Here is a 24,867-nt window from a genome sequence, read left to right on the forward strand (position 1 = left end):
TCCAAACGAAACGGCCCAACTGCCTCGACAGCATCCCGAAGTCGGCCCAGTCCGTGGGGAAGAAGGCCATTCAGGACATCTACAACGCCGAGGACCGCGAGCACGCGGCCGCTGCAGTCAAGGCGTTCGCCAAGCAGTATGGCGCGAAGTTCCCCAAGGCGGTGAAGAAGATCGTCGATGACGGGCGAGCCGTGAACGCATGCCACCTCGTCGCCCTCGTCCGAGCCGGAGCCCACTTCGAACACGGCTACCTCGTGGAACGGCCGCAAACGACCGCAGCATGAATCATGAACAGGGTGGCGGACCTGCCTCAAAGTTCGAGATCATCCGATCATGTCGGATGACACGCCAGGACGAGACCTCCCAGCCGGCTTCGGGTTCCGGCCGTATCGGGGCGACGAGGATCACGGCCCCATGGCCGCGGTGCGGCTGGGATGTGTCGAACGGGACCGGGTCGACGCCCGTTCGGTTGTGGAGGGGCTCCCGACAGCGGCCGAGATCGCCGAGGCCTCTGCCAAGCTGGACGAGCCGTCCACGAACCAGGTCCTGGTGGTGCGCGACGGGAGCGTCGTCGGCTACGCGACGATCCGGTGGTGGCAGGAGCGGGACGATACGTGGCTCTACCTGCACCGCGGCTACCTCTTGCCCGAGCATCGCCACCAGGGCATCGGCTCAGCCATGCTGAGCTGGGCCGAAGAGCGGATCCGCCAGCTCGTCGAAGAACATGGAACGGCGCGGACGGCAGCGATCGGCGCGAACGCCATGGCCTCCGAGCAGGACGCCACGGCGCTTCTGCTCGCAGCCAGCTACCGACGTGTCTTCAGCCTGGTCGAGCTGGAGCTGGGCGATCTGCAGCAGCTGCCCGAGCCGGCCAGCGAACTCCCGGCCGGGATACGGACGGGGCCGATCGGGACCAACCACTACCGTGCGGCCTGGAGGACGGTCGTCGATTCGTATGCGGACACCGGTTTCACTCAGAGATGGTCCTTCCAGAACTTTGTCGACACCGCCGACCCGGCATGCTGGAGGGCTGCCTGGAGGGGGCAGGACATGCTCGGCGTGGCCCTCTGCTCCATCCGCCGTCACGGCCACACCGTGGGCGAGGTCGAAGAGCTGAGTGTCCGAACGGACCAGCGAGGCCTCGGAATCGGCCGGATCCTGCTGCTGGACGGGCTGCGAAGCCTTCGCGAGCAGGGAGCAACGACTGCCAGGCTGTCCACGGGCATGGCAAATCCGCACCGGTCCTACGATCTTTACGAGAGCGTGGGGTTCCGGAGGCAGAACGAGTACGTCCGTTACCGCAAGCCGCTCGCCTGATCGACCAGTCATTGGGCTGTCCGGTCGGTCCACAGAATTTGACAATTCCTCGCCGTCGCTTCATCGAGGTGTACGACGCCGACGCCTACCTCGACGACGCAGCCGCCATGGACGACGACGTGCTCCACACCGTTCTTCGGCGCCGCGCGGGCGGCGAGTCCGTCGAACAGATCCAGCCCGACCTGATCATCCCCACCGGCCAGCGCGAGGGACAGACCCCCTCCGTCGCCAGCCTCTACCGGGCGCTCGCCGAACACGCGAAGCGCGAGGCGTACCCCGAAGCCGTCGAGGCCGCGCCGCGACAACCTGGCGATGCGCACCGAGCGCACCGTCTGGGCCGCCCGCCGCACCCGATTCCCCACAAGCCCGACCGCCCTTCGGGCAGCCCGGCACAGAAGGTCCCGCCAACCTGATGGCGCAGGTCAAAGGCCGGCGTCACCGGTGGTGTTCGCGGCGCACACGGGCGAAGTCAGTGGTGCGGGCCGGGCCGGGCCGTGTTCGGCGAGGCGCCGGGTTCACTCGTCGTCGCCGTTGTCATCGTGGTCAAGGTCGACCGGTCCCGGATCGCGCAGCGGGCGCAAAAGCGCCGGCGGCCAGGAGGGAGGCGTTGAAACTGTAGCGGCCGAGCACCTTGGGCTCACGGTGCTTGAGCGGGCAGAGTCGGTCCGCCCTCGTCACGGATTTCGAGGCCCTCGATGCGGAGCTGAGTGACGGCGGCATCGACGGAGCGTCGTCAAGAGCACCACCGCATTCAAATGTGGCCCCGTGAGCCTCAACTGATCGTCCGTCCCGTACCGGTACGCATCTCGGTGAGGTCCATCTGAGCACCTGACACGGCGACTTTGGTCGCCCTGTAGGCAGGTGTCAGGCGCAACGGTGTGCGGAGGAGGCATAGACATGCCAAGGGAGAGCAAGCATCATGATCCTTGATCAAGATTTTCGTGCCTGCCCGACACCTCCCATGAGGAGCATGATGTCTTCGCACACGTCCCGCAGCAAGCCCCGCGCCCTTGCCGCCTTGGGCGCCCTGGCAGCCGTACTCGCCTGCGGTGTCGCCGTTTCCCCTTCCGCGAGCGCGGCCGGTGTTCACCCGACCTGCAACACCACCAAGGCCGTCTCCATCACCTCGGGCCACTCCGTCACGGTGCCCGCTTATGGCAGCTCCAAGAGCCTGACCTGCAAACTGGTACTCAACCAGACCACGGAGAACCCAGCCGTGAAGGCGTTGCAGCGGAGCCTGAAGAGTTGCGAGGGCTACTCCTACCTGGGCGTCGATGGTTTCTACGGCCCGCAGACGTTCCTCGCCGTTGAGGCCCTCCAGGGCAAGTACAGCCTCTTCCAGGACGGCATCTACGGCCCGAACACCCGCGACAGCATGAAGCACTACAGTTCGACGCTGGGCTGCGCCCGCCTCTGAGACCGCGATTCAGCGCCTGACGGCTCTGGCCTTCCCTCGCGGCTAGCCGGCTCGGCCGGACGACGGGGCAGTACGGGGACAGCGCGGCGAGGACGACACTCCGGGAGTGTCGTCGAGTCCCGCACCGTCTCCCCCGCGTCGTCCAGCCCAGGTGCCCGCGTTTTCCCCGTTCAACCGCTCTGTCAGGCCACACGGCGCGATGCCCCCGCCGATGCCGTCCTCGGCGGCGAGCGCAGCGGGCGATGCCTGCGGGACGAGACCGCGCCCAAGCTCCCCGGACGGGCAGGTCTCCACCCGCTCCTCGACTGAGGGCCCTGACATGCCCAAAGCTACAAAAGTTCCTTACGCATCAACGTGCACATCGTTTCGTAGCGGCGCAGCGACCCATCCGGGGCTTGCTCGTGCCACGAGTCAGGCCGGCGGTCGTAAGCGACATAGCCCAGCCGTTCGTACAGCGCCCGAGCCCGGGGGTTGTTCTCCTCCACGCCGAGTTCGGCTTGCCGCAGACCACGGTTCATGATCCGAAGCTCTAATGTTTCGACAAGGAAGGTGCCGATCCCGCACGATTGCAATGCCGGATGGACAGCCAACTGCCACAAAGTGCCAACACCCTCCTTGACTCGGTAGTCGACGCCACCCTTCGCAACGGGAATGTCCGTTGCAGAGCAGACCGCAAGATAGTCGACCTCGCCGAGCCGGGCACGCTCCAACTGCGTCGCGACGCTGGCCAAGTGGAGTCTGGACCCCGACCACCCGCACGACGCGAGGTCCGCATGTACGAAGACGCGTGCTGACAGCTTCACCACAACGCTGGTCATCCTCACCACCTCCGACCAGCCAGCGTCCATTCCCACCACACGGGACGCAACGCCATTTCACATCCACGCTCCTGGCAAGCCGCGACCCCGGCCCACTGGCATGCGTGGTGATGGTCGAGCGCTTGGTGCCGGACGAGTTGTGGGAGCTGTTCCAGCGGGTGGTGCCATCTCCGGCGCCAATCTTCACGACGGCCAGGCACTCCGAGCCGCTCGTACGGGGCATCCCGCCGATTCGCTCCCGCCGCGGGCCCCGTCGACGCCTCCCCGCCAAACTGCACGCGGACAAGGGATACGACTACGACCGCCCGCGCCGATGGCCTCATCTGCTACCGCAGACTCGCCAAATGAGACGAACTCTTCGTCGTGCACCGCAGCGGCGACACCGGGTCACCCAGCTCGTCGGGCTCGACCAACGCGCACAGAGCCGGCCGCAGCCCTGGATCAAGGTCCGCTGCCCTCTTCCAGCCACCACCAGGACAACGAACGAGGAGGAGACGGTCCCCGACAGCCCGGATGGCTCACGACCATCGCACCGGCCCAGCGGCCCGATGTGCGTCACCGGCATGCCGGATGGTCCTCGCGGGACGGTTGCGGCCGGAGGGACGGCAAGATCAGGTGCCACCAGTCGGTCAGGCGGTCGTTGAGGACGGTCGTACCCTCAAGGGCCTCGGTGAGAGTGCACAGGCCGAAGAACGCAGGCACGAGAGCGCGGGCCGCGCGGGCGGGGCGGACGTGCTCGCTGACCTGTCCTGCCAGCCGGGCCTGCGCGAGCAGTCGCGTGGCGGCGGCGGTCCACAACGCGAAGGGGTGGGGTACGGGAGCTCTGATGACGGTGCGCTCGGCCCACAGACGGGCACCGGCACGCGTCACGGGATCCCGGGTGAGGGCGTGCGCAATGTCGTAGCTGAGGGCAACGAGCCGTTCGAGCGGGGGAAGCGTCTCGTCTCCGTATCGTGCAGCGAGCTGAGACCAGGTGGCGAACCGGTCCTCGACGACGGCGACGGCGATCCCCTCCTTGCCGGTGTAGTGGAAGTACACCGCACCGCTGGTCCGGCCCGACCTCGCGCTTATGTCATTGACGCTGGTGGCCGCGTATCCCTGCTCAGCGAACAGTTGAGCGGCCGCTTCAAGCAGTGATCTGCGGGTTGCCTTCGCCCGTTCCTGCAATGTTCCGTCCGCCCTCGCTCTGTTTTCACACCACCCAAGAATTTAGTGCGCCAGCGTACGCCTGGCGTTCAGACAGGGCACTTTCGTGCACTGATTACACAGTTCTTTCGAATGCGAACGCCTGCGAGTGGTATCGGAAGCAAAGCACTCCAGGGCCCCGCACTGTCCGGCATGCGCGGCAACCGACGTGCCCGGACACGGGGTTGAAGGTCTCGGCGGCCGCGTAGCAGATGTCGCCGCCGCACAGCCATACGCCTGTTTCCGGCGCACGCCTAGTCACCGAAAAGGGTTATTGCCCGATTTGCCTGGACGGAAATAACGTAGCGGTCGCTATCTTTCCGTTTCCTCCGGATACGGAAATGCGACATACACGCGAAGGTATGGGAGACCCCAGTGACCCGCTCGGACCACGATCTGCTCGACTGGTCGCCCGAAGCCGTCGTCTTCGACTGTGACGGCACCCTGATGGACAGCGAACGCCACTGGCAGGAGGCTCGCAGCCAGGCGTTCCGGGAGCACGGACTCCAGCCACCGCCCGGGTTTGCCGAGCAGGCCCTAGGCCTGCACTACGAGGACTGCGGCCGACTCATGGCGCAGTCCGTGCAAAAACCCGAACTGACCGAGGATCTGACAGCCGCGCTTCTCGACCACTTCCTGGCACTCGTCACCGACGAACCACGGACGATGCCAGGTGCGGTCCGGATCGTACGGCTGCTCTCCGGCCGCCTGCCGCTGGCGGTGGCCAGCAACTGCCCGAGGGTCGTGGTCGAAGGCAGCCTGGTACGGGCCGGGCTGCTCGAGCACTTCGAGCACCTGGTCGTACCCGACACCGGGGACCGCGTGCGCCCCAAGCCGCACCCCGATGTGTACGCCGTGGCGGCCCGGCTCTGCGGTGTCCTCCCGCACCGGGCGCTGGCGGTGGAGGACTCCCTGACCGGTGTGGAAGCGGCCCGACGGGCCGGCCTGCGGGTCCTGGGCGTCGGCCCACGGCCGAACGGCGACGGTACCGTCCGGGCCGACAGGTGGCTGCCGACGCTGGACGCTCCCGAACTGCTGGCCTGGGCGGACACGCTCGGCAGCCGACGGGAACGCAAAGGCCGTGACAGCTGACTGAGGTCCGGCAACGCCGAGCGCTCGCGCTCCCCGGTGGTCACCGGCGGCGGCACATCGGGGCGGCGGGAGCACACCGCTCCTGCACCGCAGAGGATGGCAGTTGTCACCGAAGTGCGGCACGATCGACCCCGCGACCGGCACCTGCACCGCTTGGGCCGCCGGCACCAACTCCGGCACCTCCTGCGCGGCCCCGTCATCGGGGGCGGCCAGGGCCTCGGCAGCTCCACCCGAGCGATCACCCGGCGTTCCAACACCGCTTCTGCTGAGCCGAGTTCAGCCAGGATCCGGCCCGCCTCCGCCTGAAGCCACTCCACCCGCACCCGGGCGGCGGCCTCCCGCTCCTCCCGCAACCCCATCGCCGACGCCACCGGCCACCTCCACATCGTCGAGGACGACTGACCGCCCGAACCATGCCCGACCAGCGCACTACTACAGCTTGGCCCGCATGGTGGCGTCGCCAAGCCCCGGCACCGCGGCGTCGAGCACCTGGTCGACGCGATCTCCAGGGCGGTCCGCAGGGCTATACAGGCTCCGCGGTTACGGCCGGCGGTCGTGGTGCCGGTGAGGTCGCCGGCGAGCAAGAGGTCAGCCGTCGGCAGGAGGTTTCAACTGAGGTCGTCGGAGAGACGGGTGCGGAGGGGCGGGGGACGTGCTCCCCGCTCAAGCACCGGAAGCTGAATCTGCTCGGCCGCTACAGCTTCACCGCCCAGGTCCCGGCCTCCGGCGCCCTGCGTCCGCTGCGAGACCCGGACGCGCTGGAGCTGGACGTGGACGGCGGTGGCCAGGAGTGAGCACCAAAGCCCGAACGAGGTGCTGTTCAGCCTTCGCCGTCACCGGGATGCCAAGGCGTGGTGTCAGAGGGTGGCCTGCGGGTGTGCGGGGCTGAGGTAGTGGACGGTGCTCTGGACGGAGTGTTCGCTGAGGAGGTCCTGCAGTTCGTCGGCGGCGGTGGTCAGGAGATGCCCGTCGCGGTTGGCGTGGAGGGTTTCGACAACGAAGGCGACGTGGGTGGAGTTCTCGGTGACGCGGGTGCGGTGGGCGTCGCGGTGGTTCCAGTGCCGCGTGAGGACGTCAGTGGTGTCGGTGTAGATGATCTCACCGGTCTTGGGGTTCTCAACGGTGTCGGGTTCGCCGAGCGGGGTGAACGTCTCGGTGCCCTCGGCGTAGCGGATCTCGACGTCACCGGTGACGTGGTCGAGGTCGAAGGCGCCGGCGGGCAGGCCGTGACGGACAGAGACGGCGTTGTAGGAGTCGACGGCCGGGTTGATCCGGGGCAGCGTTCCCTTCTTCGCCAGGCGGCGGCCGAGGGCGTCGACGCTGGGCCGGACGCGGCGGGGGTTGGTGCCGAAGGAGCGGTAGGCGGTGTGCCATGCCTCGATGCGCGGGTCGCTCTCGTCGGCGGGGGTCCAGGCGCCGGTGGCGAGGTCCTGTTCCAGGATCTCCACAGCGGCGGCTGTGCGGGGCCAGGGCTCACGGCCGTGCAGGCCGGTGGCGGTGACGACGGCGATCAGGGTGTCGGGGAAGGCCTCGGCGACGGCGGGGCTGATGCGGAAGGCGGTCATCGTGAGAGCAATTCCATTCCGGGAGCGGGCTGGGGTGAGGGTGGTCAGGACTTCCAGGTGCCGACGCGGTCCAGGCGGCGCAGCTGCTGGGCCGCGGTGGGCGCGTCCAGCGCGGTGCCGCGTTCGGTGAGCCGGCGGGCGGTGTCAGTGCGCTGCTCGACGGGCTTGTGGTCGTCGTACTTGAATTTGGCGCGGACCTCGGCGACGGCTAGGCGCAGGCCGCGGATGCCGGGCAGCATCCGCCCGTAGGGAGGCTGGTCGGGATCGACGGGGGCGTGGTCGCCGTCGGGCTGGAAGTGGGCCAGCTGGCGGCGCAGCAGTTCGGCCTTGTCCTCGGGTTCGTCGACGATGGTGGCCTGGCAGGTGAACTGGACTGCGGCGTAGTAGCTGGTGGGGACGCCGTCGGTGGGCGGGATGCCGGGCTTGGCCCGCCAGGGTCCGGGGATGAAGGCGTAGTCGCTGGTGACGGTGAAGGTGACGTTCGGGTCGGCCTCGATCGTCTTCCAGACGGGGTTGGGGCGGGCGAGATGGATCAGCAGGACTGTGCCGTCGACGGTGAAGTGGGTGGGCACGACGACCGGGGCCTGGTCGGGCAAGCCGTTGACGCTGAGGATGCCGAAGTCGTGGCCGTCCGCGATCCAGGTCTGCCATTCGGCGTCGTCCAGGGCGGCGTCCCAGGGCTGGATGAACATGCCGAGCTCCTTCCGTACAGGGTGGTACAGGGTGGTGGTTCAGGTGAGGGCGAGGAGGCCGACGGCGACGGCGGCGGAGCCCAGGCCGATCAGCTGGCCGCGGTGGATGCGTTCGGCCAGGACGCCGCGGGCGAGCAGGACGGTGCCGGCCGGGTACAGGGCGGTGATCACGGCAACGACGGCCAGGTCGCCGCTGCGGGCGGCGAGCAGGAACAGCAGGTTGGCCACCGAGTCCAGCACACCGGCCGCCGCCGAGATCGCGTAGGCGGGATTCTCCGGGCCCAGGCGCCGGAACATCACGCCGGCGGCGGCCAGGGTGACGGCGGAGGAGACGGCGCGGCCGACGATCAGCGGGCCCACGCCGCTGTCGGAGGGCGCCTGGTGCAGGAAGACCAGTTGCAGGGCGATGGCGGTGCCGGCGCCGAAGGCCAGCAGCAGCGCGGTGCGCGAGGGGCGTGCCGACTTCGTGCCGTGCCCGGCGCTGACCAGGACCACCGCCGCCAGTGCCAGCGGCAGGCCGATCAGCCCGGCCAGGCCCAGGTGCTCGCCCTGCACCAGCCCGACGCCGACCGGCAGCATCGCCGAAATGAGCGCGGTGATCGGGGACAGCACGTTCATCGGGCCGATCGCGAGCGTGCGGTAGAGCAGGGCGAAAGCGGCGGCCGACGCCACGCCGGAGGCCGCGCCCCAGGCGAGGGTGGCGGGGGTGAACGAGGCGCCGAGAAAGGGCCACAGCAGCAGCTCGACGGTGAGCGAGGCCGGGGCGGCGATCATCACGGTCCGCAGGACGTGGGCTTTGCGGGCGCCGAGGCCGCCGAGGAAGTCGGCGCAGCCGTAGGCCAGGGAGCTGCCCAGGGCCAGCAGGAGAGCGATCACGGTACGTATATCCCTTACTATCAATGGAACGACTGCACCGTACAACGCACCGACCGCATATCGTCAACCGAACGACCACGCGGTGCAGCACACCGACCTGCTGCTGGAGGGACGAAACCGATGGCCGAGACCGAGGCGGCGCTGCGGACGCTCGCGCACAACGTCCGCGCGGCCCGTACCCGCGCCGGACTGTCCCTGGACGAACTCGGCCGCCGCGCCAAGGTCAGCAAGGGTGCCCTCGTCGCCCTGGAGAAGGCCCAGGGCAACCCCAACTTCGCCACCCTGGTCCGCCTCGCCGACACCCTCGGCGTCTCCGTCTCCGCGCTGATGGAAGGCAGCCCCGAACAGCGCGTGCGGGTGGTGAGCGCCGACGCCCTTGTGCCCCTGTGGAAGGGAGAGCGCGGCAGCGAGGCCCGGCTCATGCTGACCACCGGCGGTCCGGCGGCCACCGAGGTCTGGCGCTGGGCACTGGAACCCGGCGAGGAGTACCCCAGCCACCCCCACCAGGCCGGCGTGACCGAGACCGTCAGCGTCACCAGGGGGGAGATGGTGCTCGTCGTCGACGGCACCGAGTACCCCGTCGCCGCCGGACAGACCGCCACCTTCGACGCCGACGCCACCCACACCTACCGCGGTTCAGGCGCCGAGACCTGCCACCTGATCATGACCGTTCACCTGCCCCCGGGACCCGCGTAGCGTCCCGATGGCCCCAGCGGCTGGATCGCATACGCCCCTTCTGTCGTCAAACGATGGCGATGCGGGAGAAGGTGTACTCGACACGGGCGCGGGCCTTGCGGTGCTGCGCGTTGTCCTCCTGCTCGCCCTTGAGTAGACGCCGTCCGGGGCGTTTGCGGTGCGGGACGATCAGGCCGGTGCTGATGTACGCACCGTCGCCGAGGACCGTCACACCTGCGCAGATGTCGGCCGGGCCTGAGTCCCGTCAGGCTCTCGCGTCCGCCGCGTTGCCGGGCACCGGCCGGGCCGCGGTCACCACCAGACGGGTCTCGGCGTCCACGATGACCTGCACGTTCGCCGAGAACGGGTAGTTGCGGGACGATGCACCGAGTCTGCTCGACGCCGTAGCGGAACATGCCCAGGCCCTTGACGTTCGGGGCGCCCTTGCGGGAGATGACCAACAAGATCCTGCGGCGACGCAGTTCCCGGCGTACGGCTTTTGAGTCGTACCTCCAGAAGCGCGTCAGGAGAGTACCCATTGGTGCGGGTGTCCCGGGTCGGTCGGACAAATGAAGACCTGGAGGTCTCGGTCACGGCCGAAGCGGAGCCGGGTGGGTTGGGCGACGGGCTGGCCGCCCCGGATCGAGGCCATCCCCCGCCGGGTCGGATCGCGGTCTTCGAGCGGCATCCAGCTGTGCGAGTCCGGGTCCATCTCGCCGCCGCCGGCTGCCAGCAGCAGCATCGGGGCCGCACAGGACGCGCAGATGATGTCCATCGGGCCCGTCGACGCCCAGCTGGGAAAGCCGCCGACCCGCCAGCCGGGCGGTATCGAGAGGGCGCCCTGGTAGCTGGGGGCGTCCCGGCCGTCTTCCGCCGCCTGGGTATCGTCCCAGGCGTCGATGCGGGCAATCAGAGCCGCAGGCAGCGTGTCGTCCTCCGCCCACGGACAGGTGTCCACCTCCTCGGGGTGCACGACACATGGCTCGGGGAGTTCGTGCTCCCACCAGAACAACGGCACTTCGGGCGCGGCGGCAAGGAAATGGTCCGCGCGCTCGGTCTGCGCGGCCGACCGCCACTGCAGGAGGTATCGGCGCTCTTGATGCGGGCCGTGGGTGAACGGGCAGCGGAAGAGCTGCACCAGGTCCGCGCCGCCGGGGCCGGCGGCCAGGCCAGGAACGTCCCGGCCGAAGAACTGAGCGAGCGCCACGAAGGGCACTGGCCCGCCCTCCCCGGGGCTGCCGCCGTCGGACCAAGGACGGCTCCGCGGCCATGCGCCCACAGCCCGAGCGGCGCGGATCTCATCCGGTGCGTATCCCACGGTCTCAGGCTCGTGGGGCTCGCGGCACGCCGGCCACGGCTCATTGCCCGGCCAGAGCAATGGCCCGCCAACATGGCTGTCGTGCCTCCCGGGCCGCCCCGGCCGCGGATGCAGGCGGGTGGTCCGCCCTCGGTACGCCGCCAGCTCCGGGAACACGGCCTCCACGGCAACCGGCCTGGCCGGCGTTGTCCTGGTCATACGCGGAACGTACGCGGCCGGGAGCAACCCACGCGAACGGTTACCCCGAACCTCCTGTGAGGGCATCGTGGGTGGCCATATCAGAGCGCGCCGGGACAGGCACAACCACGGTCTTGACACAAGCACGTAGGGGTTCGGTGACTGAGGAACCTCATGGTGATCAAGCAACTGCTCAAGGGCCTGCCCGAGGACGCTGACCTGCGGCGCGCAGACTCCCTGGCGCGGGAGATCTTCTCGGACGTCGCCAACAAATGGGCGCTACTGATCATCGAGGCGCTCGGCGAGCGCACCCTGCGCTTCAGCGAGTTGCGGATGGACTGCTGCTTTTTCTCGTGAACATTCACGCGCCTCAAAATCACCAACTGCTGCCCAGACCGGTAGACAAACGCTGCTGTTTGAAGCGAACGAAGCCAGCCGTGCGCCCGCTGCGGAGGCGCGGCACTGTTCCGTGTCCGGTTCGGTCATTCATGGACGAACGCTGCCGGGCGTCCCGTCGAGGGCTTCCGGGAAGCGGGCTTGTGCCCGGCCTGCGACAGCGGCGACACGTCGGCGGACGACCTGCTGGCATTCTTCGCGGTTGCCGAGGAGGCTCCCCTCTGGAGGGTCGTCGACTTCGGCGGTCACGTGGCCGCCTGGGTCGAGTCGGTACGCCGACGCAGAGTCGATATGGTCCGTTTGCGAGGTGAGGAACGTGCGGCACACGCTCGCCGGCTCCATGGCGAGCCGCCATGCCCCCCGAGCCGTCGCCGTCATGGGCATATCCGGCGGTACGCGACTCCGTGAGGAACGTACCGGTGCCATTCCTGTTCGGTCAGGGACCGGCCCGCGAGGATGCAGGCCCGGTCCGTGAGGGTGTCGAGGTCGCTGAAGGCGCGGGTGTCCCACAGCCGTACGGTCATGTCGGAGCCGCTGGTGACGAGGGTGTTCCCGTCCGGGGAGAAGAAGGCCGAATTCACGGCACCGGTATGGCCGGTGTACAGGGCCAACTGCCGGTGGGTCCCGATGTCCCAAAGGCGCATCGCGCGGTCGTCGCCGACCGTTGCCAGGGTTTTCCCGTCCGGGCTGACGGCGGCCGACCAGACAATGCCAGTGTGGCCCGTGAGGGTGGCGAGGCGACGGTGGGTGTGCGCGTCCCACAGTATGACCGCGCCGTCCCCGCCGCTGCTGACGAGGGTCTTCCCGTCCGGGGTGAAGGAAACCGACTGCGCCGTGTCGGTGTGTCCCGTGAGTGTCGCGGTGAGGCGGCGGCGGCTGAGATCCCACAGCCTCAGCTTTCCGTCCCCGCTCGCCATGGCCAGGGTGCTCCCGTCCGGGCTGAAGGCGACGGAGTGGATACTTTTGTTGACCGCGTCGAGGGTGTCGAGGCGACGGTGGGTCCGAACGTCCACCAGGTGCACGGACGAGGACTGGAAGCCGCCGGTCACAAGGGTGCTGCCGTCCGGGCTGAAGCCCGTCCACTGGGCCCCGGCGTCGAGGGAAGCCAGCTGCTCATGGGTCCGTACGCTCCACAGACGGGTCGTTCCGTCGATGTAACTGCTGGTGGCGAGGGTCCGGCCGTCCGGGCTGAAGCGAACGGACTGCACGGGCCTGCGATGGCTGTCGAGCGAGGCGAGGCGGCGGTGGGTGCGCGCGTCCCACAGCATGACGAGCGGACTGTCGTGGCTGCTCGCGGCGACAAGACTGCCGTCGGGGCTGAACCCTAGCGAGTTCACGTTGCCGCTGTGCCCGGTCAGCCGACCCAGCGTGCGCCGCGTACGGGCGTCGTACAGGCGGACGGCCCCGGTGTCGTCGCTGACCGCCAGCACCTTCCCGTCCGGGCTGTACACGGCTTGAGGTGCCGTGATCACGGTCTTCGGTGTCGGACCGTCCGTGGCGATCGTGACGAGCGGCTGCCCGACCCGCATGTCCCACAGCCGGACCGTGGCGTCCGAGGACCCGCTGGCCAGCATCGCGCCGTCCGGGCTGAACTCGAGTGCGTTCACACCCCCGGTGTGGCCGTTCAGCACGGTCACGGCCGTGTGCTCCTCCACGTCCCACAGCCAGATGGAACGGTCATGGCTTCCACTCGCCAGGATCCGGCCGTCCGGGCTGAACGCCACGGACCACACGGTGTTGCTGTGTCCTGGGAGCGTGGCCAGTGGGCGGTGCCGGCGTACGTCCCACAGGCGGGCTGTGGAGTCACTCGCCCCCGTGGCCAGCGTCTCGCCGTCCGGGCTGAACGCCAGCGAGGTCACCTGTCCCGTGTGGCCTTTCAGCGTGGCCGTGCGCCGTCCCTCCCGCACATTCCAGAGCTGTACCTCGGACTGGTCGCTCTTGCTGGCGCGGAAGCCGCCGACGGTGACGGCGAGGGTGGTGCCGTCCGGGCTGAAGGCGAGATGGGAGGGCCCGGCATCCTCGTTGCTGCGGTGTACCCGGAGTTCGTCGATCCTCTGATGAGTCCGGGCGTCCCAGAGCAGGACCTTTCCCTGACGGCCTCCAGTGGCGATCGTGTCTCCGTCCGGCGTGTAGAGAGCCGGACCTCCTGCACCGGTCAGGACTGCGGTCTGCTTCCGGGTGCGCACGTCCCACAGGCCTGCTTCCCACCCGTCGCGACTGGCGACGACGGTCCTGCCGTCGGGGCTGAACGCCGCTGTGTGCACCTGGCGGCTACCGCCGTCGAGTGCGGCAATCTGCCGGCGCCCCGCCACGTCCCACAGCCGCGCCTTGCCGTCGTCCCCACTGGTGGCAAGGGTTTGCCCGTCCGGACTGAAGGCGACCGACTCCACCGCTTCGGTATGCCCCGTCAGGGTGACCTGTACGGGCGAGTACACCGAGGACAGGAGCTGTGCGCGGGTCTGCGGAGTCGGGGAGACGCGCTGTGCGGCCAGGGCGAGGCGAGCCGCCAGGGCCGGGTCGGCGGTGGTCTGCTGCCGACTCTGCTCCGTCAGGCTCCGGCCGGCGGCCAGGGCCCGCTGCTCACTGCTGTCGCGGGCGTTGCGGGTGGCCAGGGACACCGCGACGAGAGCGAGGACGGTGAGCACGGCGAAGCCCGCGAGGAACAAGCGGCGCCGGCGGGTGCGACGCTGCTGGACCTGAGCACTGGTGGCGACGAACTCGGCTTCCTCGACGGGTACTTCGCTGGCGCGTGCGTCGATCCAGCGCCGCGCCTCCGTGACCTGTTCCCGGCTGAGGACCAGTGCCTTCGGGCGGCCTTGCTCCTGCCACGCCTGCAAGGAGCGGCGCAGCCCTTCCTGCCATCTGCGGAACTCCCGGTTCTCCTCGACCCAGCGCTGTAGCTGCGGCCACTTCTCCACCAGTGCCTGGTGCGCGAGCTCAGCGGTGTCCCTCCCCGTCGGGCGGCGCGTCACCACGACCAGCCGCGTGCTGGCCAACCGGTGGATCAGCGCCCAGTCGCCCTCGGAGAACTCGGTGCGGGCGGCGACCCGGCGGGTGTCCGGGCCGGGTTCTCCGGCGTCCAGCTGCTCGCCGGGACGTACCAGCTGGATGAAGATCCGCTCCAGCGCCTGCCGTTCGGCCCCGTCCGCCCAGGCCCACAGCCTGCTCTCCGCGTCTTTCGCCAGGGCCCCCTCCACGCCGCCGAGCTGCTGGTACGCGGTGGTGGTCAGCCACCCGCGTTCCTGTCGGTGCCACAGTCGGCTCAGGGTGTACTCAAGCATCGGCAGCGCGGCCGGGCCGGGCGGGGTGTCCTGCAGCAGTCGCTCGACCAGGCCGTCGGCGAACCGGACCCCCGCGTGTCTCTCCAGCGGACGGGTGATCACCTCCCGCAGCTGCGTCCGCGTCATAGGCTGGACCACGGCGGAGGTGGCGTCCCACGCCGTTCGGAGGTGGGGGAGCTGCTCGATCTGCGAGAGGTAGTCGATCCGGGCGACCACCACGGCCTGGGCGGGGCGGCTGCCGTCCGTGCGGCGAGCGGTCAGCACCCCGAGGATGGCGTCCAGCCGGCGCGCGGTGTCGGGCGCGTCCGCGAGCAGCGTTTCGAACTGGTCGGCCACGAGCACCAGACGGGAGCGTACGCCGTGGCGGGCCAGTGTCTGCTCGACGGCGGCACGGATGCCCTGCTCGTCGGTGAACTGCCGGGCCAGCGCCGACCAGCGGTCGTGCCAGTCCGACTGCATGGTGTCCGCGTCCCCCGCCGAGGCCAGGGCCCAGGCCAGCAGTTCCTCGGCGGTGAGGCGCAGCCCGAGGGGCAGGCGGGCGATCACGTACCGGTCGCGGTCGAGGTGGCCGAGCAGGCCGGCGCCGACCAGCGAGGACTTGCCGACGCCGGAGGGGCCGAGCACGGGGAGGACGGGTACCTGCTGCTGCTCGAGGAGTTCGATCAGCCGCTGCGTCTCGTTCGCACGGCCGTGGAAGACGGCGCGGTCGCGCTCGGTGAACGACAGCAGTTCGCGGTACGGGCTGTCCGCCAGCAGCCTCCTGCGCAGTTGGGGCCATTCCCGGGTGAGGGACTCCACGGTCAGCGCGTAGCCGGTCCGGCGCCGCTGGTCGCCCTCGACGGCGACGACGACGCCGATGACGCCGCCGTACTCCTCGTCCCACACCGGTGCTCCGCTGAAGCCGCCGGCCAGCGGGAACGGTGTCTCCTCGTCGCAGGTCAGCTGCCACCAGCCAGTGCCCTCGCGGCCCTCGACGGTGCCGCGGGTCCAGATTCCGGCGTCCTTGCTGCCGCCCCGTCCCGGATACCTCGGGAACCCGAAGGCCCGCCAGCGGTGCCCGGCCAGATCGTCCGCCTCCACGATCCGCATCGGCACGACGCCCGGCGGAGGCTCACCGGCCAGTTGCAGGACAGCTACGTCACCGCTGCTGTCGCCGGCCACCGGCACACTGAAGTGCACGGTGGCCGCGGCCGCGGGCCGCCCGGGCAGCAGCGGGAAGTCGAGGGTGACCGGAAGGAGTTCCGGCAGCGGTTGGTCCTCCGGAAGGCCCGCCGTGGAGGCGACGACGTGGGCGCACGTGAGCAGCAACCCGTCGGGGATCAGGAACGCCACCCCGACCGGACGGCCCTCGTGCAGCACACGGGCCGTCCCGCGCTCCCACGCGATGCCCGGCACGGCCGCCGGTGTCACGTACCGCCCTCGGTCCGGCCCCACTCCAGTTCCAGCTTGATGTGTGCCTCCCCGGATCCCTTCGCCACAACAAGACCCGCCTCAGCTGTCACCCGCAGTCCGAACTCCGCACGGACGTGGTCGGGGCTGCGTGGCAGATCCGCCAGCCGCTCCAGCATGGTCGCGGCCACCCGCTGCACCCGTGCCATCCCCGACTCGAACGTCTCGGCGGACGTCTCGAAGAGCTCGTCGCCGCGGCTGGCCCGGATCACCCCGGAACCCTGCTCGTCGGACAGCTCGACGACGAAGACCTCGCCGTCCTCGAAAGGGACACTCAGGTACACGCGGCTACCCTTCTGCTGGGCCATGCAAATTACTTGTGGGCCCGGTGAGTTGTGCGGATCATCCCGGCCCGACATAGTACTGCGGCCTCCGGCAGTGGCTCCGCTCTTCGGGTGTACTGCCGTACGGACTTCGCCTTCACGGCAACGAACTCGGCCCCGCTCGCCGCCACGGAGGAAGGCGAACAGGACCGTGGGGCGACTGCTGGTCCGTTACCGGGCTCCCAGCTCGGCGAGGAGACTCTTGCACGCATCCGGATGCTGCTCCCGCAGGACGTCCATCCACACCCGGGCGCCTTGGACGAAGGTCTCGGCATCCATCTTCTGGTGGAGATGGCGAACGCAGTAGAAGGCGTCGTCGTAGAGGAGCCGCTTCGGCCGCACCGCCTCCTTCCGCACCCCTGTCACCCCGCGGCTGCGCCGGCCCCGTGCTTCTGGCGCTGACCTGCGACGGCAGCGGCCGCGTGTGGTGCCTCACTGGGATGCATGCGCCGCCTGCGCGGCCGCCATCACCAACACCGCCGTCGTGCCCGACACCCTGCTCGCCTCCACACGCGCACGGCCGGCCGGTGCGGCAGCCAGGAACGCCCGTGCCCCGCACGGACCGGGCGAACGGCTGCGGGTGCGGCTGCGGGTGTGGGTGTGGGTGTGGGTGTGGGAAATGCTCACCTACCTCGGGGGGCGCTGCCCCGCTTCCCCTCCCCCGCCGCCCGACTGCCGGCCCTGCAATGCGCCCTGCACGCCGACTGCCGAGGCCACGTCCGGCTCCCCACCGGCTCGACCAGCCAGGGCGAGGCCGACTGCGGTCAGAGTGGAGCGCAGTCGCTCGTGGCGCTGGCCATGCCTGCGAGTGAGGCCGGATATCTGCTCCACGAACGTCTGACGTGGGCACTCGCTGTTCCCGCACCGGAACCGCCGGACCCGCGGCTGGAGCACGACGCTTCGTCCGGCGCTCGGGACATCAGCGAGAATCCCCAGGGAGGTGCTGTGAACTCGGGTCGAGCAGACTCCGCATCCCGAGCAGGCGGCGCCGGCCGTGGCGCACTGCGCGTGAAGGCGCACCTTCTCGATGCCCACGCCCACCGTCAGCACCGCGATGTCCATGATCGCCGGGAACAACAGCGTTTACAGCCGGAGTGCAACGTCTTCCACGGCCCGGGCTGCTGGCGGCCTGGACCGGTCGTCTGGCTAGAGAGGCGTGAGCTCTCGGTGGTGAGGTGGAGAGGACGCTGCAGGGCCGGCCGGCAGGGCGAAGACCAGGCGGACGCCCCGGGCCGGTCCCCGCCCGCCGGTACGTGAGCTGGGAGCGCTCGCCCGAGGCGGAAGTTCAGTCCGCGAACGCGGCCACGTACGACGCCACGCACGGCTCCGGGGTGGCCAGTGAGGTGACGACGTGGCCATCGACGGTCACCGGCGGGTCGAGCGGCATCTGGAGCAACCGCTCGGAGCGGGACACGTCGAGCTGCTCGGCCGGCATCAGCGTCCAGCCCTCGGTGTCCCGGCCCACCTCGAACAGCACGTTGAGCATGTCCCCGGCAGGAGGCCGCAGCGGGGCCATGGGCAGGGCGGCAAGGATCGCGTCATGCATCGGCGGGTCACTGTCTCGGGCGGGAAGCCGCAGACCGTACGGGTCGAGGTCGTGCAGGCTGACCACGGGCTTGCGGGCGGCGGGGTGGCCGCGCGCGAGCACCGCGTGCAGCGGCTCGGACCAGGTACGCACCACCGTCACCGCCGTGGAGGTGAGCGCGCCCCGCACCAGCGCCAGGTCCAGCTCTCCGTCGCGGACGGCGTCGAGTCGCGCGGCCACCGGCAGGTCGACCAATCTCGGCTCGGCGGGGCGTTCGCCGTCGCTCAGGCGGCCCAGCGCCCGGTCAAGCCGTCGGGTGGTGCAGGACGCCACCCCGATCCGCAGGACGGCCGCCGGTTCTCCGGCAACCACCCGCACCCGGGCCGCCGCGGCGAGGGTCCTACGAGCCGCGGCGAGCACTCGTTCGCCGGCCGGGGTGAGCCGTACCCGGCGCGAGGTGCGGTCGAGCAGGCGCACGCCGAGCTCGCGTTCGAGCCGGGCGATCTGCTGGCTGACCGCCGGCTGCACTATGCCCAGCCGTTGCGCCGCGCGCCCGAAGTGCAGCTCCTCGGATACGGCCACGAAGTACTGCAGCGCTCTCAGTTCCATCCGCCTGATCTATCACATCATGTGATCGCCGCTGGGCGTTTCTGGTCATTGTTCGCGCAGGTCACTCCGGCTGTGATGGTTCCGAGCCCGCCGGGGTGGCCCTGCCGCCGGATGCTGCGACGCGGGGACAAGTGAACGGAGAACAGAGTGAGCACAACAACCCTCGGAGTCATCGGCACCGGCATGGTCGGCCTCGGGGTCGCCCGCCGCGCCGTGGACGCGGGCCTGAACGTCGTCCTGAGCAACTCACGCGGTCCCGAAACGCTGGCCGGTCTCGTTTCGGAGCTCGGCGAGCGGGCCCGCGCGGCCACCCCGGCAGAGACAGCAGCAGCCGGCAATCCTGTCATCGCGTCCGTGCCTCTGGCCGCCCACGAGCAGTTGCCCCGGGCGGAGCTCGCCGGCAAGACCGTGATCGACCCGATGAACTACGCGCCACATAGCGAATTCGAGGTCCCGGAACTCGACAGCGACGAGCTGACGTCCAGCCAACTGGTGCAGCGCCACCTCCCAGATGCCCAGGTGGTGAAGGCATTGCACAACATCGGCCCCAAGCAGTTGTTGGAGCTGTTCCGCCCGGCCGGAGCCCCCGACCGTACCGCGCTGCCAATTTCCGGCGACGACCCGGACGCCAGGAAGGAGGTGGCCGACCTGCTGGATGTCCTCGGCTTCGATGCGGTCGACCTCGGCACACTGGCCGACAGCTGGCGCAGCGAACCGAACACCCCTCTGTACGCCATCCCGTACGTGGGGCAGCCGCCCTCCGGCCTCACCACCATGGAATTCGTGTCCTGGGTCCAGCAGGCACCCGGTGTACCCGTACCCGTCGCCCGGATCAAGGAGCTCGCCGCCGCCGCGGTGCGAGGGCCAGCGGGTTTCCGGATGTAACCGCGGACGATCAAGCCCTCGGTCGCCTGCGAGGCCACAGCCGAGACCAACGTGAGCCAGTACTCCAACAGGGCTGTACTGTCTGGCCTGCAGGTTTCGCTGGGCGGCTGGAGTGTAGCGGGACTTCGATCGTGTGGGGGGTGCGGTCTCACGGAGACCGCCCCTCGATCGCGCGACAACGCCGCAGGCAGTGGCAGCAGCGGGCGACTGCCTGGCGTCGGCGGCGCCAGGCCGACCAGCTCAGCGCGTGGTGTAGTCCTCGGCGTCCGGCCAGGTGCGGGAGCCGGGCACGACAAGCTGCCAGGAGTCGCCGAACCTCCGCGCTGTGAGCCCGATGACCTCGGCTGTCCCACCTGTTCCGCCCCGAGGCTGCCATATCGGCGTCAAGCTACTTGGAGGAGATCTTCAAGGGGCTCTTGTCGTTCCGGTCGAAGCGCTCGAGGATCTTGAAGAGCTGTCGACAGCGCGTTTGAGACAGCGTCGTGCGTCGCGAGAGGCCTTGCCTTCGGCCACTCGACGGGCGACGTAGGTCTTCGTGGCAGGGTCCGAACACATCCGATCGACTGACCAGCCCATCAGAGAGACACGCCTTAGCTGACCTGCTGCAATTCCCAGTAGTGCGGCTCGATGGGGACCCGCCTCACCACGACACGACCGGTCACCTCGGGAATGTCGACCACCTTCCCCCACGAGTCGGATCGATCGCCGGGGGTGTGCTCGATGTCGGCCCACACCACGCTGCCGGGCCCAGCAGAGCCGGCACATCACAGCTGTCTGCCAGCCCAATCCATGAGATCGGCCACGGCTGGATGGAACGGTCCGGCATTCAGTCGCCAACCACCCCGGCGTCGATGCGCCGACCGCGTGACGCGTCCACCACAATGGGGATGCCGTCCGGGATCCGGCCCTCCAGCCGTTCGAGCAGAGTCTCCACCGGTGGGAGGTTGCCGGGGATGCGGACGTGGATGTACATCGTCCGGGAGGTCGCGTCGACGCTTGTGACGGACGCGCCCCGCTCGTCGGCGAGCCATTGCTGCGCCACGCCCTTGGTCCGCCCGGTCCAGACGTTGAGCAGCAGCGTGACCACGGTATTGGCCGTCAGTGGAACGAAGACGACGGCGAACAACAGGACCATGGCGGCGTATGTCCTGTGGGCGGGCCGTCCGGCCTCCTTGTCGGCCTCCGCGGCGTAGCCCAGCGAGGCGAAGACCACGACGCCCCCGAAGACCAGGGCGAAGAGGTTCGACACGAACAGCACCAGCGCGCCCAGCGCCAGCCATCCCGAGAGCTGCCCCAGACACACCCCGACCACCACCAGGGGTGGGACGAGGGAGATGGCGATCGCGACCCCGGGCAGTACGGCGGCGACGTCCCGGCGGGCCAGTGCCACCGCGCCGGCGAAGCCGGTCGCCAGGGCAGCGATCAGGTCCATCAGACCCGGCGATGTCCGCGACGAGATCTGGCTGTTTGACAGCAGGTCGTAGTCACTGGGGAGGACCACCGACATGGCCATCCCGACGGCGATCACCAGGAGGCACGCGATGAGGACGGTCCTGGCCGATCCGGTACGGCGGCGCTGCACCGAGCCCAGAGCGATGCCCATGATCGGCGTTGACAGTGGTGCGATGATCATCGCGCCGATCACGGTGGCCGTCGAGTCCGTGAGCACTCCGCCTGCCGCGATGACCGACGACAGCGTCAGCATGGTCCAGAAGGCCGAACGCTTGGACGTGGTGTCCCCGGACGACAGGTCCAGATCCTCGGTCAGCTCGTCCAGCGAACGGCGCTGAGAGGAGGGCAGAACACGGGCGCGAACTTTGCTGATCACGTGCCCAAACAACCACGGTCAGCACGGTTCCTGCGGGCAGGACACGACGAGAGCACGTCCGGCTCAAGCCGGCCCTGCATCCAGTGGAGAAGCTTCTCCTTCGCCCGCCGGAACTCCTCGTCGGTGCTATCGCCCATGGAACGGCCCCCTGACGGTTTGGCGAGTTGCTCGGCCTCGTTCCCGGGTCCCATGCCCTGGTCCGGGGCCTCGCGGATGTAGTCATGGAGTGCCTGCTGCTGGGCTCGGTCATGGCCTCCAGTACGTACGCCCGGGCGTCAGGGCCCTGGCGGCGCCATCGCGGGCAGAGCCACTGGATGCGGAGGGCATGAGCCTCACCACAGCGGCAGAGTCGCCCGCGGAGTCCAATTGGGGGCCGTCCCGATTTCTGCAACTCCGCCGCGGCGTCCCGCTCGGGCTCCGGGCGACACGGGTCCAAGCGGATGACGACCAATGCCGTGTCGTCGCTGCTGCCAGAAGAGGAGGAGATCGGTCAGGAGCGTGTCGGCCAGAGCCTCGGGGCCAGCTTCCCTGTGGCGGACGAGGGAGTCGGCCAGGCGGGCCGGGCAGGCGTCGATATCCTCGTGTCGGCATTCGACCAGACCCGTCCGTGTAGAGGGCCAGGATGGCGCCCTCGGTGAGGGTCGTACTGGCCTCCGGCCGTGGGACGTGTCCGGGGCGCGCTCCGAGAGGCGGGTCAGTCGCCTGGTCCAGGAAGCTCATGGTGCCGTCGAGGTCGAGCAGGACAGGCGGTGGATGGCCGGTGCTGCTGTAGGCGAGGGTCCGGACCGTGGCCGACGAGTAGAGCTCGGACTCCAGCACGCGCGCCCGGCTGCTGTCGCTGCCCTCTCGTCTGGAGCAAGGTGGGGGCGGGTGCGCCGGGTTACTTTCAAGGTGGCAATCTGGGGTGATGCAGTCCTGGAGCCCATCTGTTGAGAACGATCTGCGGCATCTGCTCAATGAGTGGGACCCGATCGGCGTCGCCGCCGAGGTGCAGGACGAGTACGACTGCATGCTCCCCCCCGTGCTCCAGCGGCTCCGTGGCGGTGCCAACGAGACGGAGATCGGTGAGTTCCTCCGGCACGAACTAGAGGAGCATTTCGGTCTCGACCCCCTTGGCGCGCGACCGGAAGCGATGGCCCTCCGAGTGACCGCCTGGTGGACAGCTGCTGGACAGGCCGATGGCGACAGCGCATAACCGCTCCTTCCGGATCGCCTGTTCGTTGGTCCAGGTGTGTCGGTGACTGACGCGCAATGGGCGCGGATTGAGCCGTTACTCCCAGACCGGAAGCCGGAGCGAGGCGGTCGGTGGAGGTACCACCGACTGGGCGTGTTTTAGGTAGCGGGTGAGTCTTGGGCGGAGAGTTCTACGGCCAGTTCCATACAGCGCAGGCGGGCTGGGGAGACGCGGACTGGTACGGGAAGATGCACGAGAGCGGCAGGTCGCCCAGCCGGCGGGACACCATGGCCGCCAGGACGCCGGCGGCCACCCCCACGGCGGCCGCGGCCGTGCCCGCCAGCGCGGTGGGCACGATGGTGCGGCCGCCGCTGAGTACCCGGCTCAGTACGTCCCGGCCCAGCACGTCGGTGCCGAGGAGGAACTGGCCGTCGGGCTCCTGGAAGGGCGCGGCGAGCTGTGCGGTGGGACTGTGCGGCGCGGCCAGCGGGCCCAGCAGGGCGAGCAGGAGGACGAGCAGTGTGCCCGCCCCACTGAGCAGTGGCGGCCGGCGGCGCCGGAGGGTGCCACTCCGGGCGGTGCGTGCCCGCCTCCCCGGTGGTGTGAGGACGGTCGTCATCGGCCGTGTCCTTCCCCTGCGCCCAGCAGGCGTGCGCAGACGTCACCCATCAACAGCACCGCGAGCATTACCCCGGCGAGTACGGTGGCGATGCCCTGCACCATGCGTAGGTACCGTGCCGCGACGGCCAGTTGGAGTTCCCGGCCGATGCCCGGGTAGTCGAAGACGTTCTCCGCCACCGCCGAGCCGACCAGCGCGCCCGTGGTGAGAGTGAGCGCGTGGACGGCGGGACCCGCGGCGTTGGGCAGGATGTGAGCGGCGGCCAACTCTCCACGAACGCAGAGGAGTAGCGACAAGGGCTCGGTGATCTCGCCGGCCGGCGGCGAGACCACGCCGGCTCGCCGGACACCTCGCGTGAGCGCCTGATGCGGCCAGCACACAGCGCCCGCCGGCCCTGGGCCGGCGGGCGCTGCTCAAGGCGCGCACAGAGCAGGACCGGTCAGTGACCGGCTACCGTCCCCGACAGTTCGTTGGTGCCCTTCGGCAGGCTCACGGACGTCAGCTTTTCGCCGGAGTCCAGGTCGAAGGCGTGCAGTTGGCGCTTGCCCGGTTCGGAGACATACGCCGTGTGGTCACGGACGAACAGGGTGGGCCTGGGCCGCTGCCAGTCCAAGGGCTCGGTCCAGTCGCCGACCGCTTCGATCTTCTTCTCCACCTTGCCCGTCTCCGGGTCGATGACGTGGAGGACTCCGTTGGTGCCGAGCACGAGGGCTTCGCCGTGCGGGCCACGGGCGAGCGAGCGGAAGGAGTAGCTGGTGCCGAGGTCGACCAGCTTCATCTTCGCCGTACGGGTGTCGATCAGCGCTATGCGGGTCGGCCGTTCCAGCTCCGCGTCCGGGTCGGTCTTGTAGTCACCCAAGAGGATCGGGGAGATGTCGCTGCCGGCCTGGTTGCCGGTGCGGGCGTAGTCGTCGGGGGCGTCGACCTTGGTGAACTTGCCGTCCTTGTAGAGCAGTACGCCGTCCTCGCAGCCGAGACCGACCACGTCCCCCTGGGCCGCGGCCTCGCCGTGCACGCCCGGGCAGTTCTCGGCGCGGGCGATCTCCTTGTTGTTCTTGTCCAGGACGAGGGCGCCGGTGCGCTTCTCCTCGGTGCCCAGGGTGGTGACCAGTTCACCGCCGGCCAGCTCGATGGCGACGCCGTGGTGGGGCTCGGCGGAGGTGTAGCTTCGGCCCTCCGGCTGCTTCCCGCCGGCCAGGTCCGCGGGATCGAAGACGTTCACCTCGCCCGTACCGTCGGTGAACAGGACCGTCCTGCCGCCGTGCCGCACGACGTGGCCGGGCTTCGCGCCCTTGAACTCAGCGTCCGTGAAAGTCTGTCGGGACGCGTCGAACACGCGGAACCCGCTGTCCGTGGAGACGATGACGTGGTCCTCGTCACCCGCCGGGTTGACCCGGTTGAATCCGGTCAGCTCGACGGTCTTCGCCAGTTTCAGGGTCTGGCCGTCGAGGACGTACAGGCCCCCGTCGTAGGTGGCGACCAGCGGTTCCTTGACCGCGGCGGCCTCACTGCTCTTCGTCTGCTTCTTCGGCTCGGCGTCGGACGAGGCGCCGTCGCTGCCGCCACAGGCGCTCAGCGCCATGGACGCCGTCAGGGCGAGCGCCGTGCCCGTAAGCATTCTGGTGCGTGTCGACCTGTTCATCGTG

The 24,867-nt window shown here is 69.5% G+C and carries 22 protein-coding genes and 6 pseudogenes; 11 read left to right on the top strand and 17 right to left on the bottom strand.

The window, feature by feature from the left end; translation table 11 throughout:
• Nucleotides 1-8: 8 nt before the first annotated feature.
• The 4 genes and pseudogenes from EBH09_RS00705 to EBH09_RS00720 all read left to right on the top strand — a co-directional run.
• Nucleotides 9-284 (top strand): annotated as a pseudogene (locus EBH09_RS00705) (transposase); the annotation flags it as partial.
• 49 nt (nucleotides 285-333) lie between these two features.
• Nucleotides 334-1,317 carry a GNAT family N-acetyltransferase gene (locus tag EBH09_RS00710; protein ID WP_121745137.1) on the top strand — a complete coding sequence of 328 codons (984 nt, stop codon included), beginning with the start codon at nucleotides 334-336 and terminating at the stop codon, nucleotides 1,315-1,317.
• Nucleotides 1,318-1,385: 68 nt separating this feature from the next.
• A complete protein-coding gene (locus EBH09_RS38360; RefSeq protein WP_238697114.1) occupies nucleotides 1,386-1,730 on the top strand; it encodes a hypothetical protein in 345 nt (114 codons plus the stop codon).
• Nucleotides 1,731-2,287: 557 nt separating this feature from the next.
• Entirely contained in the window at nucleotides 2,288-2,734 is a 447-nt protein-coding gene (locus EBH09_RS00720; protein WP_193776047.1) for a peptidoglycan-binding domain-containing protein, read from the top strand.
• A gap of 329 nt (nucleotides 2,735-3,063) precedes the next feature.
• Here the strand turns inward: EBH09_RS00720 and EBH09_RS00725 are convergent, their stop codons facing one another.
• The gene (locus EBH09_RS00725; protein WP_121746159.1) at nucleotides 3,064-3,552 is read right to left on the bottom strand and encodes an N-acetyltransferase; all 489 of its coding nucleotides are present in this window, start codon (nucleotides 3,550-3,552) and stop codon (nucleotides 3,064-3,066) included.
• 166 nt (nucleotides 3,553-3,718) lie between these two features.
• Here EBH09_RS00725 and EBH09_RS00730 point away from each other — a divergent pair.
• Nucleotides 3,719-3,866, top strand: a pseudogene (locus EBH09_RS00730) (IS5/IS1182 family transposase); the annotation flags it as partial.
• Nucleotides 3,867-3,890: 24 nt separating this feature from the next.
• Here the strand turns inward: EBH09_RS00730 and EBH09_RS00735 are convergent.
• Nucleotides 3,891-4,037 (bottom strand): annotated as a pseudogene (locus EBH09_RS00735) (ISAzo13 family transposase); the annotation flags it as partial.
• A 70-nt stretch (nucleotides 4,038-4,107) separates the two neighbouring features.
• On the bottom strand, nucleotides 4,108-4,719 hold the full coding sequence (locus tag EBH09_RS00740; RefSeq protein ID WP_121745139.1) for a ScbR family autoregulator-binding transcription factor: 612 nt from the start codon (nucleotides 4,717-4,719) through the stop codon (nucleotides 4,108-4,110).
• A gap of 393 nt (nucleotides 4,720-5,112) precedes the next feature.
• Between EBH09_RS00740 and EBH09_RS00745 the strand changes: the two genes are divergently transcribed.
• Nucleotides 5,113-5,829: an HAD family phosphatase gene (locus EBH09_RS00745; RefSeq protein WP_121745140.1), complete on the top strand. Its 717-nt coding sequence runs from the start codon at nucleotides 5,113-5,115 to the stop codon at nucleotides 5,827-5,829.
• Between the two features lie 857 nt (nucleotides 5,830-6,686).
• On the opposite strand, the gene EBH09_RS00755 is transcribed toward EBH09_RS00745, so the two are convergent.
• Genes EBH09_RS00755 through EBH09_RS00765 form a run of 3 tightly spaced genes read right to left on the bottom strand, consistent with a single transcriptional unit; the run spans nucleotide 6,687 to nucleotide 8,962 of the window.
• On the bottom strand, nucleotides 6,687-7,394 hold the full coding sequence (locus tag EBH09_RS00755; RefSeq protein WP_121745141.1) for a phenylalanine--tRNA ligase beta subunit-related protein: 708 nt from the start codon (nucleotides 7,392-7,394) through the stop codon (nucleotides 6,687-6,689).
• Between the two features lie 44 nt (nucleotides 7,395-7,438).
• On the bottom strand, nucleotides 7,439-8,086 hold the full coding sequence (locus tag EBH09_RS00760; RefSeq protein WP_121745142.1) for an FMN-binding negative transcriptional regulator: 648 nt from the start codon (nucleotides 8,084-8,086) through the stop codon (nucleotides 7,439-7,441).
• Between the two features lie 39 nt (nucleotides 8,087-8,125).
• Nucleotides 8,126-8,962, bottom strand: coding sequence for a DMT family transporter (locus EBH09_RS00765; protein ID WP_121745143.1), 837 nt, complete (start codon nucleotides 8,960-8,962; stop codon nucleotides 8,126-8,128).
• A gap of 120 nt (nucleotides 8,963-9,082) precedes the next feature.
• Between EBH09_RS00765 and EBH09_RS00770 the strand changes: the two genes are divergently transcribed.
• Nucleotides 9,083-9,658, top strand: a complete 576-nt coding sequence (locus tag EBH09_RS00770) for an XRE family transcriptional regulator (RefSeq protein WP_121745144.1) — start codon at nucleotides 9,083-9,085, stop codon at nucleotides 9,656-9,658.
• A 46-nt stretch (nucleotides 9,659-9,704) separates the two neighbouring features.
• Here the strand turns inward: EBH09_RS00770 and EBH09_RS38365 are convergent, their stop codons facing one another.
• Nucleotides 9,705-9,869: a transposase family protein gene (locus EBH09_RS38365; RefSeq protein ID WP_238697115.1), complete on the bottom strand. Its 165-nt coding sequence runs from the start codon at nucleotides 9,867-9,869 to the stop codon at nucleotides 9,705-9,707.
• Between the two features lie 291 nt (nucleotides 9,870-10,160).
• The gene (locus EBH09_RS00780) at nucleotides 10,161-10,853 is read right to left on the bottom strand and encodes a hypothetical protein (protein WP_238697116.1); all 693 of its coding nucleotides are present in this window, start codon (nucleotides 10,851-10,853) and stop codon (nucleotides 10,161-10,163) included.
• A 453-nt stretch (nucleotides 10,854-11,306) separates the two neighbouring features.
• Between EBH09_RS00780 and EBH09_RS00785 the strand changes: the two are divergent.
• A pseudogene (locus EBH09_RS00785) lies at nucleotides 11,307-11,465 on the top strand (transcriptional regulator); the annotation flags it as partial.
• A 129-nt stretch (nucleotides 11,466-11,594) separates the two neighbouring features.
• A complete protein-coding gene (locus EBH09_RS38370) occupies nucleotides 11,595-11,936 on the top strand; it encodes a DUF6300 family protein (protein WP_238697206.1) in 342 nt (113 codons plus the stop codon).
• Here the strand turns inward: EBH09_RS38370 and EBH09_RS00795 are convergent.
• The 4 genes from EBH09_RS00795 to EBH09_RS00810 all read right to left on the bottom strand — a co-directional run bounded on the left by EBH09_RS00795 (nucleotide 11,903) and on the right by EBH09_RS00810 (nucleotide 18,715).
• Complete coding sequence (locus EBH09_RS00795) at nucleotides 11,903-16,204, bottom strand: trypsin-like peptidase domain-containing protein (RefSeq protein ID WP_153182575.1); 4,302 nt, start codon at nucleotides 16,202-16,204, stop codon at nucleotides 11,903-11,905. The two genes, EBH09_RS38370 and EBH09_RS00795, sit on opposite strands and share 34 nt — an antisense overlap.
• A gap of 11 nt (nucleotides 16,205-16,215) precedes the next feature.
• Nucleotides 16,216-16,542 (bottom strand): CU044_2847 family protein, encoded by a 327-nt coding sequence (locus EBH09_RS00800; RefSeq protein WP_030968161.1) that lies wholly within the window; start codon nucleotides 16,540-16,542, stop codon nucleotides 16,216-16,218.
• 210 nt (nucleotides 16,543-16,752) lie between these two features.
• On the bottom strand, nucleotides 16,753-16,923 hold the full coding sequence (locus EBH09_RS00805) for a hypothetical protein (protein ID WP_238697117.1): 171 nt from the start codon (nucleotides 16,921-16,923) through the stop codon (nucleotides 16,753-16,755).
• Nucleotides 16,924-17,866: 943 nt separating this feature from the next.
• Entirely contained in the window at nucleotides 17,867-18,715 is an 849-nt protein-coding gene (locus EBH09_RS00810; protein WP_121745146.1) for a LysR family transcriptional regulator, read from the bottom strand.
• A 147-nt stretch (nucleotides 18,716-18,862) separates the two neighbouring features.
• On the opposite strand from EBH09_RS00810, the gene EBH09_RS00815 reads away from it, so the two are divergent.
• The gene (locus EBH09_RS00815; protein WP_121745147.1) at nucleotides 18,863-19,600 is read left to right on the top strand and encodes an NAD(P)-binding domain-containing protein; all 738 of its coding nucleotides are present in this window, start codon (nucleotides 18,863-18,865) and stop codon (nucleotides 19,598-19,600) included.
• An 826-nt stretch (nucleotides 19,601-20,426) separates the two neighbouring features.
• Here the strand turns inward: EBH09_RS00815 and EBH09_RS00825 are convergent.
• The gene (locus EBH09_RS00825; RefSeq protein WP_121745148.1) at nucleotides 20,427-21,428 is read right to left on the bottom strand and encodes a TIGR00341 family protein; all 1,002 of its coding nucleotides are present in this window, start codon (nucleotides 21,426-21,428) and stop codon (nucleotides 20,427-20,429) included.
• 433 nt (nucleotides 21,429-21,861) lie between these two features.
• Nucleotides 21,862-22,208, bottom strand: a pseudogene (locus tag EBH09_RS38375) (SpoIIE family protein phosphatase); the annotation flags it as partial.
• 127 nt (nucleotides 22,209-22,335) lie between these two features.
• Here EBH09_RS38375 and EBH09_RS00835 point away from each other — a divergent pair.
• The gene (locus EBH09_RS00835) at nucleotides 22,336-22,623 is read left to right on the top strand and encodes a hypothetical protein (RefSeq protein ID WP_121746161.1); all 288 of its coding nucleotides are present in this window, start codon (nucleotides 22,336-22,338) and stop codon (nucleotides 22,621-22,623) included.
• Nucleotides 22,624-22,792: 169 nt separating this feature from the next.
• Here the strand turns inward: EBH09_RS00835 and EBH09_RS00845 are convergent, their stop codons facing one another.
• The 3 genes and pseudogenes from EBH09_RS00845 to aztD all read right to left on the bottom strand — a co-directional run bounded on the left by EBH09_RS00845 (nucleotide 22,793) and on the right by aztD (nucleotide 24,863).
• Nucleotides 22,793-23,221 carry a hypothetical protein gene (locus EBH09_RS00845; RefSeq protein ID WP_238697118.1) on the bottom strand — a complete coding sequence of 143 codons (429 nt, stop codon included), beginning with the start codon at nucleotides 23,219-23,221 and terminating at the stop codon, nucleotides 22,793-22,795.
• Nucleotides 23,218-23,499, bottom strand: a pseudogene (locus tag EBH09_RS00850) (ABC transporter permease subunit); the annotation flags it as partial. The gene EBH09_RS00845 and the pseudogene EBH09_RS00850, both read right to left, overlap by 4 nt.
• A gap of 161 nt (nucleotides 23,500-23,660) precedes the next feature.
• The gene (aztD, locus tag EBH09_RS00855) at nucleotides 23,661-24,863 is read right to left on the bottom strand and encodes a zinc metallochaperone AztD (protein ID WP_121745150.1); all 1,203 of its coding nucleotides are present in this window, start codon (nucleotides 24,861-24,863) and stop codon (nucleotides 23,661-23,663) included.
• Between the last annotated feature and the right edge of the window lie 4 nt (nucleotides 24,864-24,867).

Origin of the sequence: Streptomyces sp. E2N166 (assembly GCF_003671715.1) — a bacterium.
Lineage (GTDB): Bacteria > Actinomycetota > Actinomycetes > Streptomycetales > Streptomycetaceae > Streptomyces > Streptomyces thinghirensis.

What these genes read in the sequence shown, in the direction of transcription:
- EBH09_RS00760 (WP_121745142.1), bottom strand. Translation starts at nt 8,086, where the DNA reads ATGTTCATCCAGCCCTGGGACGCCGCCCTGGACGACGCCGAATGGCAG.
- aztD (WP_121745150.1), bottom strand. Translation starts at nt 24,863, where the DNA reads ATGAACAGGTCGACACGCACCAGAATGCTTACGGGCACGGCGCTCGCC.
- EBH09_RS00835 (WP_121746161.1), top strand. Translation starts at nt 22,336, where the DNA reads ATGCAGTCCTGGAGCCCATCTGTTGAGAACGATCTGCGGCATCTGCTC.
- EBH09_RS00755 (WP_121745141.1), bottom strand. Translation starts at nt 7,394, where the DNA reads ATGACCGCCTTCCGCATCAGCCCCGCCGTCGCCGAGGCCTTCCCCGAC.
- EBH09_RS00810 (WP_121745146.1), bottom strand. Translation starts at nt 18,715, where the DNA reads ATGGAACTGAGAGCGCTGCAGTACTTCGTGGCCGTATCCGAGGAGCTG.
- EBH09_RS00845 (WP_238697118.1), bottom strand. Translation starts at nt 23,221, where the DNA reads ATGACGACCGTCCTCACACCACCGGGGAGGCGGGCACGCACCGCCCGG.
- EBH09_RS00720 (WP_193776047.1), top strand. Translation starts at nt 2,288, where the DNA reads ATGATGTCTTCGCACACGTCCCGCAGCAAGCCCCGCGCCCTTGCCGCC.
- EBH09_RS00710 (WP_121745137.1), top strand. Translation starts at nt 334, where the DNA reads ATGTCGGATGACACGCCAGGACGAGACCTCCCAGCCGGCTTCGGGTTC.
- EBH09_RS00725 (WP_121746159.1), bottom strand. Translation starts at nt 3,552, where the DNA reads ATGACCAGCGTTGTGGTGAAGCTGTCAGCACGCGTCTTCGTACATGCG.
- EBH09_RS00770 (WP_121745144.1), top strand. Translation starts at nt 9,083, where the DNA reads ATGGCCGAGACCGAGGCGGCGCTGCGGACGCTCGCGCACAACGTCCGC.